The 12,148-nt window shown below is 66.3% G+C and carries 10 protein-coding genes; 1 reads left to right on the top strand and 9 read right to left on the bottom strand.

The features are described 5' to 3' along the window. Window positions 1-99: 99 nt before the first annotated feature. Window positions 100-1,815 (bottom strand): hypothetical protein, encoded by a 1,716-nt coding sequence (locus tag AB0N05_RS34355; protein ID WP_364701870.1) that lies wholly within the window; start codon window positions 1,813-1,815, stop codon window positions 100-102. A 145-nt stretch (window positions 1,816-1,960) separates the two neighbouring features. Between AB0N05_RS34355 and AB0N05_RS34350 the strand changes: the two genes are divergently transcribed. Then, window positions 1,961-2,968 carry a hypothetical protein gene (locus AB0N05_RS34350; protein ID WP_364701867.1) on the top strand — a complete coding sequence of 336 codons (1,008 nt, stop codon included), beginning with the start codon at window positions 1,961-1,963 and terminating at the stop codon, window positions 2,966-2,968. Window positions 2,969-3,045: 77 nt separating this feature from the next. On the opposite strand, the gene AB0N05_RS34345 is transcribed toward AB0N05_RS34350, so the two are convergent. The 8 genes from AB0N05_RS34345 to AB0N05_RS34310 are packed head-to-tail and all read right to left on the bottom strand — an operon-like array spanning window position 3,046 to window position 12,039. Then, window positions 3,046-4,635, bottom strand: coding sequence for a hypothetical protein (locus tag AB0N05_RS34345; RefSeq protein WP_364701864.1), 1,590 nt, complete (start codon window positions 4,633-4,635; stop codon window positions 3,046-3,048). An 18-nt stretch (window positions 4,636-4,653) separates the two neighbouring features. Beyond that, window positions 4,654-5,478 carry an alpha/beta hydrolase gene (locus tag AB0N05_RS34340; RefSeq protein WP_364701861.1) on the bottom strand — a complete coding sequence of 275 codons (825 nt, stop codon included), beginning with the start codon at window positions 5,476-5,478 and terminating at the stop codon, window positions 4,654-4,656. Next, window positions 5,475-5,777: a hypothetical protein gene (locus tag AB0N05_RS34335; RefSeq protein ID WP_364701858.1), complete on the bottom strand. Its 303-nt coding sequence runs from the start codon at window positions 5,775-5,777 to the stop codon at window positions 5,475-5,477. The genes AB0N05_RS34340 and AB0N05_RS34335 overlap by 4 nt, the downstream gene beginning before the upstream one ends. After that, window positions 5,774-6,760: a phosphotransferase family protein gene (locus AB0N05_RS34330; RefSeq protein ID WP_364701855.1), complete on the bottom strand. Its 987-nt coding sequence runs from the start codon at window positions 6,758-6,760 to the stop codon at window positions 5,774-5,776. Before AB0N05_RS34330 ends, AB0N05_RS34335 begins: the two co-directional genes overlap by 4 nt. Before the next feature lie 2 nt (window positions 6,761-6,762). Further along, window positions 6,763-7,968, bottom strand: coding sequence for an acyl-CoA dehydrogenase family protein (locus AB0N05_RS34325; protein ID WP_364701852.1), 1,206 nt, complete (start codon window positions 7,966-7,968; stop codon window positions 6,763-6,765). Continuing rightward, the gene (locus AB0N05_RS34320) at window positions 7,965-9,566 is read right to left on the bottom strand and encodes an NAD(P)/FAD-dependent oxidoreductase (RefSeq protein WP_364701849.1); all 1,602 of its coding nucleotides are present in this window, start codon (window positions 9,564-9,566) and stop codon (window positions 7,965-7,967) included. The genes AB0N05_RS34325 and AB0N05_RS34320 overlap by 4 nt, the downstream gene beginning before the upstream one ends. Beyond that, window positions 9,566-11,152, bottom strand: a complete 1,587-nt coding sequence (locus tag AB0N05_RS34315; RefSeq protein ID WP_364701847.1) for an NAD(P)/FAD-dependent oxidoreductase — start codon at window positions 11,150-11,152, stop codon at window positions 9,566-9,568. Before AB0N05_RS34315 ends, AB0N05_RS34320 begins: the two co-directional genes overlap by 1 nt. A 35-nt stretch (window positions 11,153-11,187) precedes the next feature. After that, complete coding sequence (locus AB0N05_RS34310) at window positions 11,188-12,039, bottom strand: alpha/beta hydrolase (protein WP_364701844.1); 852 nt, start codon at window positions 12,037-12,039, stop codon at window positions 11,188-11,190. Window positions 12,040-12,148: the final 109 nt, after the last annotated feature.

Here is a 12,148-nt window from a genome sequence, read left to right as displayed (position 1 = left end):
TCTAAACGGACAAAACCCCGGCTCATGTCCCCCCGCGGTGAAAAGGGTAGCCCGGCAGACGATCTGGTCCAGGTGGCTGGCGGTCTGGGGCTGCGGGATTCAGTTGATTGTGTTGAGGATCAAGTCTGCGGAGGTGCGGCTGACTTGTTCTGGTTGGCCGTTGTTTTGGTGTTCGGCGGCTGCGATGACGTCGAGGTGGCTGTAGTGGGGGGCGTAGATGGCTGAGGCGGGTTGGCCGAATTGGATGCCGGGGAGGCCTAGGGATGGGCCGAGTTGTTGGTAGGGGCGCCAGATGTCGCCGATTATGACCGTGTTGGGGATGTGGGTGAGGTAGTCGGGGTGGCGGAGGTTGGCTAGGTCGCCGCCGCGGTAACCGGTTGCGGCCCAGGTCATGTCGGCCAGTTGGCGGATCGAGTCGTACGAGGTGGTGTAGCCGAGGGGGCCTTGGCCTACGTCGCGGGCTATGTCGGTGATGTCGGAGACTTGTTCTTCGGGGGTGGTGAAGGGGGCTCCGCCGTCTTGGGCTCGGTCGAGTTGGTTGTAGTTGAGCCAGCCGTTGAGGCGGCCGGTGGGGTCGGCGGGGCGCATGAGGCGGTGTGCGGAGGCGACCGCGAAAATCCCTCCGATGACCGGGATTTGGGTGATCTCGGGCGGGATGATCACGCGCTTTTCGACGACCGGGCCGTCGAAGACGCCGAAGCTGGCTTGCAGGCCTACCGAGGGCATGGAGTTCTTGCTGATGAGTGCGCCGAGGACGGCGGCATTGGTGAGTCGCCAGGTGCGGAAGTCGGGGGCGTTGGGAAAGAGCGTGGCCAGGATGATGTCCCAGAAGGGGGTGTGTGGAATGGACTGGGGAATAACGCTTTCCGCATCCGGCTGGAAGCGCGCGCCGATGGCCGCGATATTGATGAGGTTGAACAGGTCACCGCTGTTGACGATGCCCATTTGAGTGGACTCCGGCGCGATACCGGCCTCCAGTGCCGCGTTCGCCACCGGCTGGCCGACCATCGAATAGAGATCCGCCAGCGGCTGCAACCCCAGCGATTTGACCAGGAACGGATCCGACCGGATCGGCCCGTCCACGCCGATCACGCCCGCGATCTGTGCGAACCCGGGCCCATCGGCGAAGTCCCACTGCCCGTAATCACTGGACAGCGGCCCGCCCAGGGAATGCCCGGAGAGGAACATCTTCGCCTTGCGGTCGGCCGTCGAAGGCAGCTCGTGGCTATTGATGAAATGCCAGTCATCGATGGTCTGCTGCAGCCCGTAGTCGGCCAGCCAGCGCTGCTGCGTATTGTCCGCCCAGCCGGTGAAGGTCCGCCCGTCGGCGGGTTTGCCACCGAAGTAGTAATCGAGCGCGACGCGGTAGTCCTGCTCGCGGACAGCGGCGATCATGCCGGTCCGGTCCTCCATGCACAGCGGCCGCCGCGCCATGGACCAGTACTCGGCCGTCTTGCCCGCCTCCCGCAGCTTGTGCAGCGTCGAAACGGCGAGCGTGCCCAGCGAACTGGGTCCGCCGATATTGCCGGACTGTGCACTGACGATCGCGTCCGCGTCATTGGCGTCGGCGGGTCCGTCCAGGAAGCGGTAGCGCAGGAACGAGAGCGTGTCGCAGGCCGAGGAATGCGCGGCCGACCCCGCGGGCAGCGGCGCTTCCCAGGTGACCTCGCTGACCTGGATATCCCCGCGTACCTCCACGGGTGTCTCGGTGCGTCCGGGCTCCTCGGCCTGCGCGGCAGGCAGCATCGGCGCTGCCGATAGCGCGAAGAGGGTCGCGGCGGCAGCGATGGCCCGGCCCGAATACTTGTGCGTCATTGCTCTCCCGTGACTCGTCCGATTTCGACGCTAAATCCACGGTTGATCGGTCCGTGTGGCATTGGCAGCCGTGCCATTGACATACACGGCCAACTCGGCGTCGCGCCGTGGTTGCAAGCGCGCGGTACTGGGTACGTTCCGGCTCATGGTGAAGGGCAGAGACTGGACCATCGGCGCGTCGATGGCACGGGGGGCGGGTTTCGGCAATGGATTCGGGGTGCTGCTGCGGCGGGTGCGCTTCGTGCGGCTGGACCCCGCCGACTGCACCGCCATTGCGCACCGCGCCGCCGAGTTGGCGGGCTGTGCGGTGCTGGTGGATGCGTATCGCACCGACCATTCGCTCTCGCCGACGCTGGCGCGGGCGGTGGAGGAGCTCTACCGTGACCGCTACCTGTCCGACAATAGTTGGGACGCACTGGATCTCGATCCCGCGCAGCGAGTTGAACTGTGCTTCCTGGTCGGGTTGATCGATCTCATAGCGATCGTGGAGAACACCCTGACGAACCCGGCGCAGGCCGCGGTCGAAACACCGCTGCGGACCGGTCGCACGCCCGCCGAACCCGGATGGCTGCTGCCCGAGCAACCGCGCCTTCCGCGCCCGGAGTTCCGCGAGATCGGTGTGCGAGCCTGGGCGTTCTCGCGCGGTGTCGGCGCGCTGATGGGCTGCGGCCGGATCGACGGTCCCGAAATGTTCGCGCGCAGTCCACGCATGTTTTGGAGCGTGGCCCCGCTGCTGGTGCGCCTCGGCCCGCTGCGCATGGGCCGCCGCAATGGTGAGCTGGTCACCCTGCGCGCGACTTGGAATGTCGGCTCCGAATACCACTGGGGCCACCACGGTTTCGGCGGCCGCGTGATGGGTTTGTCGGAGGCGACCATCAACCGCGTGGCCGCTGGTCCGGGGGCGCCCGGCTGGGGCAGTGAGGATGCCGCGATCCTGCGCGCCGTCGACGACCTGCATGAGCATCGTGCCATTCGTGAACCGGCATTGACCGAGCTGCGAACCTTCTTCGATGACGGCCAGATCGCTGAATTATGTCTGCTCGCAGCCAATTACGAGATGTTGTGCATGGCGCTGAACAGCTTCGGCATCCGGTTCGAGGAGGGGGCCTGGTACGGCGGGCCGACGCGATACCTGCTGGCGTTCGAGAACTGAGCTGCTGTCGAACGGGGTGCGGGAGCACATGCCGTGAGCACGGCGGTGAGGTCCGGGCCGCTCCCGAGCGGCAGTGGTCAGGCGGATTCTGGGTTTCCGAGTAGGGACGCCTCTCTGGTTGGCACGTGCTCGAGCAGGAAGTTGGTGAAGGCGGTGGTTACCGGTTCGGTGGGGTGGTCGGTGGCGGTCACCATGTCGAGGTGGCCGTAGCCCGGGGCGTAGGACGCGGAGGGCGGGGTTAATCCGGTGAGGCGCAGTGCTTCTGGGACGAAGCGGGCGGGGTCGGAGAGGGCGTGGAGGGTGGGGAGGGTGGAAGCTGTTTCGGCGTGGCGGTAGTCCGCGAGGTCGGCGGTGCGGGCCCCTGCGAGGGCGGTCCAGAGGTCGTAGTGGATGCGCATGGGGAAATAGGTTTCGAAGGTGCTCAGCGGGCCGGTGGCCAGTTGGTGGGCGATGGCGGGGAGGTCGCCGCTGCCGCCCGGCTTCCAGCGGTAGCGGGCGGTGGGGTCGGTGGGGGACGAAGTGGGGGAACCGAATAGCGCTCGGAGGGTGCGTCCCAGGCCGGGGAGCCGGTGCGCGGCGGGCGGTACCGGGAAGGTGGTGCGGGGGAGGGTGGGGCCATCGAGGGTGCCCAGGTCCGCGAGAAGGACATCGAACGGCTGTCCGGCGATCAGTCCGAGCAGTGCCTCACCGGTGAGGTCGAGGGCGCGGATGCTGGTGTCCGTGCGGAGTAGATCGCGGTAACGGCGCGCGCCCGGGAGACGGAGGAACAACTCCCAGCCGGGGGTGCGCGGGAGGCGTAGGTGTACATCGGTTTCGGTGTCGCCGTGGCAGGCGGCGGCGAGGCCGAGAATGTGGACGAGGGTTGCGAACTGGGCCATGGTGGTGGCGCCGAGGGGTGTCGCCCGAGGGATCGCGCCTCGGCGTAGGCCGCTCAGGATTGCGGAGTGCAGGCGGTCGGCCGCCTTGGATGCGGTATTGCCCCAGCGTCGTTCGCCGAGGCCGAGCGGGTCGGGGGAGACCAGCGTATCGATGGCGATCAGGCCCGCGCACTGGTCGTGGCCGGGACGGCCGTCGAGGTCCCAGGCCGCGTAGGCTCCGGCCAGCAGGCCGCCGAGGGAGTGTCCGCCGCAGAAGACCTTGGCGCGCCGTAGGTCAGGGTCGGGGAGTTCGCGGGTCAGGACCTCGTGCTGGTCCAACACCACCTGCTGGAGGCCGAGCTCGGCGAGGAATCGCAGGTCGTCACCGCGGCGGAAGCCTTCGAAGACCTTGCCGTTCAAGGATTTGCGGCCGAAGTAGTAGTCGATGGCCACGGTTGGATCGCCTGCCGCATAGGCGGCGTGGATGCCCGCGCGGTCGGTCGCACCCTCACTGCGTCGCGACAGCGACCACCATTCGATGGATCGGCCGTGCGCCGCGGCCCGGCGAACCACATTGCGTGCCAGTCGATCCATGGATTGCGCACCGGCCCACGTGCCGGGCTGCATGACGAGAATGGCGTCGGCGTCCTCCATCGAGGGCCCCGCGACGAGCCGATACCGCAGATACCCGAGTTCACCCAGACCGGCCGGGCATTCCGGGAACCCCGGCGGCAGTGGCGAATCCAGGCGGACGTGGCTGATCTGCACACCGTTGTCGGTGTCGACGATGGTTTCGATGCGGGTTTTCATGACGTCCTATCTGGTGGGTCAGCGTGGCTCGGGGGTGGACCAGCACTCGTCGAGGAACTCGACCACCGGGTCGAGTAGCGAGTCCGGGTCTGTGTGCAGCTGGTACATGGAGCGCAAGCGCAGATATCGGCTGTCGGGCAGTTCGCCGAGCAGGCGCTGTACCTCGGAGTCGCGGTGCAGCGGGTCCTTCGGGTAGCCGACGACCAGGGTTTTGGCCTTGATGGTGGACCGTTCGGCGGCGGGAGGTGCGGTGCGGCCGAACATGATTCCCTGCAATAGGGCCGCCTTCGCCGCGGGATCACCGCCCAGTGCATCCAAGTACATGTCGCGAATCAAGTTGCGGCCCCGGCGCACTCGCGCGGTGCCTGCCGCCAGCGCTCGCATGGCCGGAGCCGCGAGTGCCCCGGCCGCGAAGAACGGACCGAAGGCGACCATGGCGGCGGTCTGCGCACCCTCCAGGATCGGCCCCTCGGCAATGAGCCCACGCAGCCGCTCGGGCGCGAGCAAGGCGATCTCCAGCCCGGTATTGGCCCCCATGGACCGCCCGGCGATCACGGCCTCCTCGACACACAGGTAGTCGAGAACGCCCAGCACGTAGTGCGCGAACTGCTGCATGGAGTACGCGGCCGGATCGATGGGCCGGTCGGATTCGCCGTGCCCCAGTTGATCCAGGCAGATCACCCGGAATCCCCGGTCGGCCAGCGCCGCCGCCAGGCGCTCGTCCATCTTCCGGTGGAACATCAGCCCGTGAAGGAGCACCACCACCCGATCACCGGAACCGACCTCGCTGTAGGCGAATTCGTGGCCGTGTGTGCGTACTCTCCCGGTGTGTACAGCGGTCATGACGCGCCGCGCGATCGGTCGTAGCCGGGATGAACCGGGCTCAATTCGGCTCGCACCACCTCCCGTAGCGCGACGGCCTGGGCTACGAGATCCGCGTCGTGTTCCCCGGCCCGCACCGCACGGGTCAGCGCGGTGCCATCGAGGCGAACACCGGTAGTCGTCCCCAGCTCCCGCTCGGCCACGTCCAGCGCGTGCGCTAGCACCAGCAATCGCTTGCGTATCACCCCCTCGGCGGAATCCGCCAGCACCCGAGCCTCTTTCGCACTCGCTGCGACCAATTCGCGCGTCCGCTCGCTCACGCTTCCTCCAGTAGATCGATGAGGTCCCATTCGACCTCGCTGATGCGACGGCCGACGAGATACCGCTCCAGATGCTTGTGCCCGCCCTGCCGGAAGGCGAACTCCTGCATGAGGCAGTACACGCCCCAGCGCAGCTGTCCGGCGATCTCCCAATAGCGGACGGTCGCGGAATCCAATGGCTCCGGCGCGGTTTCGGCATAGCCGTCGAGCAGTTCGGCGAGCGAGCCGAGGCCGCCCGCCCGCTGCTCGTCGTGATCGAACCGCCACGGCCGCAGGCAGAAGAAGCCGAGATCCTGTCCCGGGCTGCCCGCCGAGGTGAATTCCCAGTCGATGACGCCGGTCAGTCCGGCATCGCCGACCATGAAGTTGCCGACCCGGAAATCACCGTGCACCAGGACAGTTCGCGACACCGACGGCTTGTTCAGTTGCAGCCAGCGATATGCGGCCGCCAGCACCGGCCGGTCGGCGGCCAGAAAATCCAGCCCGCCACCGAGTTCCGCCAGCGTCGCATCGACGGGATCACCCTCCACCCCGAATCCGTCCGGCAGCTCGGCGCGCGCCAATAGTCCGGCGGCCCGGCCGATATCGCGCACCAGATCCTTACGCGCCACCCCCGAAGCCTCCAGCGCGAGAATCTGATTCGGGCTCGACGTGCCCTCGACGAACTCCGAGATCAACCCGGCGCTCCCGAATCGCCCGCCCGCCGCCTCGAAACACACCGGCCGAGGCACCGGCACTCCCGCCCCCTGCGCGGCGTGCGCGGCCTCGAACTCCCGGTGGCGCGAGGTCATCGGACTGCGCTCATGCAGCGGATCCCGCTTCAGCACATACCGCCGCGACCCCGCCACCACCAGCCACGAATCCCGTGATGCCCCGCCGGGTAGCGGTTCGATCCGCGGCGGATCCGTCACCGGCTCCCCGGCTGCAGCGAGCGCCTCCCGCACCAGCTCGGGATACGGTGGCGTGGAATGCCTCTCGCTCACGATCAGTGCCCCCGATTCCGCAGCTCATGCTTGGCGATGGTCATCAAATGCACCTCGTCCGCCCCATCGCCGATGCGCAATGCCCGGCTCTGCGCCCACATCTTGGTCAGCGGCACATCATCGGAAAGGCCGAGCGCCCCGTGGATTTGGATGGCCCGGTCCACCACCTGCTGGGTCACTCGCGCGGCGAATACCTTGGCAATCGAAATGTCCCGATAGGCGGCGCGTTTACCGTGCTCATCGATGGTGTGCGCGGCGCGCAATACCAGCATGCGAGCGGCATCGATATCGATCCGGTTCTGCGCCAGCATCTCTCGAACCAACTGCGACTTCGACAGCACGCCGCCCTGGTGCGGTCGGCTCGCCGCACGGTCGATCGCCAATTCCTGCGCCCGCTCGGCCCACCCGATCGACCGCATGCAGTGGTGAATCCGCCCGGGCCCCAGCCGATCCTGCGCCAGAATGAACCCCGCACCCACGTGCCCGAGCACCGCGTCGCCGGGCACCCGCACATCATGGAACCGCAGCTCGGCATGACCCGGCCCGCCCGCATGCCCGAAGACCGGCACATTGCGCACGATCTTCACCCCCGGCGCATCCATGGGCACCAGGAACATGCTGCCCCGGAAATGCGGTTCGGCCTCGGGATCGCTGCACGCCATCAGAATGCATAGCTGCGCACCGACCGCATTGCTGATGAACCACTTGTGCCCGTTGATGATCCAGTCGTCACCGTCATGCACAGCCAGTGTGGTGATACCGGTCGGATCGGAGCTGGCGGTATTCGGCTCCGTGAGCGCGAAGCAAGACCGAATGCTGCCGTCGAACAACGGTTCCACCCACCGCGTGCGCTGTTCCGGAGTGGCGTTCTCGTGCAGGATCTCCATATTCCCGGTGTCCGGGAAATTGCAGTTGGTCACCATGGGAGCCCACAGACTGCGCCCGAGCAGCTCACACAGATGCCCGTAATCCACATTGGACAACCCATGCCCGAGCGACTTGTCGGACAGGAAGAGATTCCACAGCCCGGCCTCCCGCGCCCGCTTGCGCAGATCGGACATCAACGGCCCGAACGGTTCCGGACCCTTCAGCGCATCCATCTCGGCATCGAGTTCGGCCTCGACGGGATAGAAGTGCTCGTCGAGAAACGCCGACAGCCGTTCGCGCAACTCCTCACCGCGCGCCGACAGCGTGAAATCCAAGGTCACAGAGCTTTCCTTCCACTGACGAACTGCAATCCGGCCATCGCGACCAGGGCCCTTGCCGCACCGCTCACGCCGCCACGCGCCGGAAGGTCGGTCTCGCCGTGTCCCACCGCGCGGAAGCGGTAGTCCTCGAGCGGGAAATGCCTTGACCGCCACCAGACTTCGACCCCGGTCGCGGGTCGCAGCATGGGTGCGTCACCGTGATGATCGAAGTAGTAGCTATTGGAGGACGTGCAGTTCGCGGCCTTGAATACGGTGTTCTCCTGCCGCCGCAGAATGTCCTCGAAGTACTCCCGGTGCGGTTCCTCCCGGACCTCGATATAGCTCGCGCCGCGCTTGTCGGCCTCGCGCAGCAGCCGCAGCAGCTGGGTGGTCGAGGCCTCGATCATGGAGAAGTACGACGGCCCGATCAGCGAGTACGGCGCGAGAATCGCGAACATATTCGGGAACTTCGGCACGGTGAGGCCTTCATAGGACTGGTACCGCTTGTCATGCCAGAACTGCCCCAGCTCGATCGCATCGCTGCCGTGCACCGGGAACGGCGGCGTATTGCCGAGCTCGAACACCTTGAATCCGGTTGCCAGGATCAGCGTGTCGATCTCGTGGAGCTGGCCGTCGCGTGTCAGGATGCCGCGCTCGGTGATCCGCTCGATCCCCTCGGTCACCAGATCCACGTCGGGCCGCATGAAGCTGCGCAGGTAGTGGTTGGAGAAGGTCGGCCGCTTGCAGAGGAAGTCGTAGCGCGGGGTCAGCTGCTCGCGCAGCACGGGGTCCGGCACCTGTAGCCGCAGATGCGCCTTGCACAGCCGTTCGATGCCCTTGCGCAGCGCCGGGAACTGCCGTTCGTAGGTGGAGCCCAGGCCCATGACGATCTCGGTGATGACTCCGGTGGTCAACCGCACCGTCGATTGGGATGCGGGCAGCCGTTCGAAGACGCGGCGGATCGAGGTGGGGATGGGCGCATCGAGCTTGGGCACCACCCAGATCGGCGTGCGCTGGAAGACCTCGAGATGCGCGACCCGGTCGGCGATGGCGGGCACCAGCTGCACCGAGGTGGCCCCGGTGCCGATCACGGCGACGCGTTTACCGGTGAGGTCGTGGTCGTGATCCCAGCGCGCGGTGTGCATGGTCTTACCCGCGAAGGACTCCAAGCCCGGAATGTTCGGCGGTTTGGGCTGGGTGAGCCCGCCCACCGCCGAGATCACGTACCGCGCGGTGCCGGTGCGGCCGTCCTCGGTGGTGAATCGCCACAGGTGCGCCTCCTCGTCGAAGTGCGCTCCGGTGATCTTGGTGTGGAATTCGATCCGATCCTTCAACTCGTACTTGGTCACGAGATGATCGGCGTACGCCTTGAGCTCATTGCCCGGCGCGTAGACCCGAGACCAGTGCGGGTTCTGCTCCCACGAGAACGAGTAATTGAACGACGTGATATCCACGCCCACACCGGGATAGGTGTTATCGCGCCAGGTACCGCCGACATCGCCGGTCTGTTCGATGATCAGGAAGTCGTTGTATCCGGCTTGCTGCAACTGCACGCCGACGCCGAGGCCGGAAAACCCGGCCCCGACAATAATGATGTGGGCGTTGAGTTCTCGGCTCATCAGGCGCTCGCCTCCTCGGCGAGGATGCGGGGCCGCGCGTTCGGCTGTGCCCCGGCGTGACGGAATTCGTAGTCGTGCATGCTGAATGTCCTGCTGTCCCACCAGGCTTCGATCGCCGAGGACGGCCGCAGGATTGGCGAATCGCCGTGCTTGTCGAAGTAATAGCTGTTCGAGGACGCGCAGTTATTGCTGTAGAACACCGTGCTGGGCTGGCGGCGCTGGATGTAGTCGAAATAGCGCTGATGCGCCTCCTGCCGCACCTCGACGACCGTCGTTCCGGTCTTGCGGGCACGGGCCAGGCAGCGCACGACGTGCCGGGACTGGTTTTCGATGAGCTGGAAGTAGGAGCCGCCAGTGAAGCCGTACGGTCCGGCGATCAGGAACACATTGGGGAAGTTCGGGATGGTGATGCCCTGATAGGACTGGTATCTCTGCTGGTCCCACCAGTCGCCGAGCTCGAGCCCGTCCTTGCCGTGCACCGGGAACGGGGGAGTGTTGCCCTTCTCGAACACCTTGAATCCCGTTGCCAGGATGAGGGTGTCGATTTCGTGCAGCTTGCCGTCTCGGGTGCGAACGCCGTCCTCGGTGATCCGCTCGATGCCCTCGGTCACCAGCTCGACATTCTCCCGGGTGAAGGTGCGGAAGTAGTCATTGGAGAACGACGGCCGCTTACAGCCGAAGCCGTAGCTCGGAGTCAGCTTGGCCCGCAGCTCCGGATCGGACACCTGCATGCGCAGATTCGCCAGGCACGCCTGCTCGATGGTCTTCACCAGCAGCGGCAGCTCTTTGTTGTGCACGATGCCGAGCGTCATCACGGTCTCGGTGAGGGTGGTGGTGACGGCGCGGAAAGTCTTCTGCGCACCGGGAATCCGGCGGAACACCGTGCGCACGGGCGCGGGAATGGTGGCATCCGGTTTGGGGCCCACCCAGATCGGGGTGCGCTGGAAAACGGTCAGCGCTCCGACGCGCTCGGCAATGGAGGGCACCAGCTGCACCGAGGTGGCTCCGGTCCCGATGACGGCCACCCGCTTGCCGGTCAGGTCGTAGTCGTGATCCCAGCGCGCGGTATGCAGTGTCTTGCCCGAGAAGTCCTTCAGACCAGGGATATCCGGCGTCTTGGGCTGAGTAAGAATGCCGACCGCAGCGATGACATAGCGCGCGGTGATCGACCCGCCCCCGTCGAGCCGCAACGTCCAGATGCTGTGCAGCTCATCCCATTCGGCGGCGACAACCTTGGTGTTCAACCGGACTCGCTCGCGCAGCCGGTACTTGTCGAAGCAGCGATCGGCATAGGCCTTGAGCTCTCGCCCCGGTGCGTAGGCGCGCGACCAATCCGGATTCATCTCGAAGGAGAACGAGTAGGTGAACGACGTGACATCCACGGCCACACCGGGATACGTGTTGTCCCGCCAGGTGCCACCGATATCGGCGGCCTGCTCGAGCAGGATGAAGTCGTGGATCCCGGCCTTGGTCAGCCGGATGGCGGCGCCGAGTCCGCCGAATCCGGCCCCGATGATCACCACCTCGTGGTCGGGGAGCGCGCGCAGCGGTGGGAGTGCCGCGCTGTCGTCATTGGCAGCGGTCATGGCGGGTCCAACTTTCTACGGAAGGATACGGCCGGTCAGAGGATCGAGACAGGCTGTCGTGCAGGAGGGTTCGCAATGGCTGAGTCCCAGCACTCGGTAATGAACTCGGTGAGGGACTCGAGCAGCCGATTCGGATCGCGGCGCAGCTCGACAATGGAGCGGCTGCGCAGGAAGCGGGCGTCGAAGAGCTCCGAGGCCAGCGCGCGATCATCGGCAATCGGATGGACCGGGTCGAAACGATGCCCGATGACGAGGGCCTTGGTGCGAATGGTGCTGCGATCCGCGCGCGGGACCATCACCCCGCCGTACACGATGCCCTGGGCGACATCGGCCGACCGGCGGGAATCCTGCGCGATCCAGGAGAGCACCAGATCCGCCAAACTGCTGCGATCGCGCGGTATCCGATCGGCGACCCGGCCGACCAGGTCCACCAGCGGCGCGCCATAGCGCCCGATCATGAGCGCGGGCGCACCGACGGCGGCGCAGAAGGGGAAGGCGCGTTCCAGCACCGGCGATTCGACGACCATGCCGCAGAGTCGTTCCGGCGCTTCGAAAGCTGTGGCCAGGGTGATATTCGCGCCCGCCGAAGTCCCGAGCAGTACGGTGCGCTCCAACCCGAGCTCATCGAGCAGCGCAATGACCTGCCGGGCGAATTTCGGCATCGAGTAATGCCAGTACCCCGCGGGTTTATCGGATTCACCGAAGCCGAGCGGTTCCATGCAGATCACCCGAAACCCGCTGTCGGCCAGCCGTTCCGCCAATCGCAGATGCATGCGCCGCGGCATGAGCAGGCCCGGGACGAGTACGACGGTGCGATCCCCGGTGCCCCGCACGTCGTATGCGAGCCGGTGCCCGTCGACGTGGAGGCTCTGAGTGGGAGGTTCCATGACTACTCCTCATTGAGTACGGAGCAAATACTACACTGTTGTATCTGTATCGCGAAGGGTTGAATTCAACCCGTTGAGCGGCGGATATGTCCGCCGCCCCCGATCAGTC

The sequence above is a fragment of the Nocardia sp. NPDC051030 genome, from assembly GCF_040683015.1.
Classification (GTDB): Bacteria; Actinomycetota; Actinomycetes; order Mycobacteriales; family Mycobacteriaceae; genus Nocardia.
The sequence above is the reverse complement of the archived record's forward strand: the minus strand, read 5'-3'. Positions and strand labels throughout refer to the sequence as shown.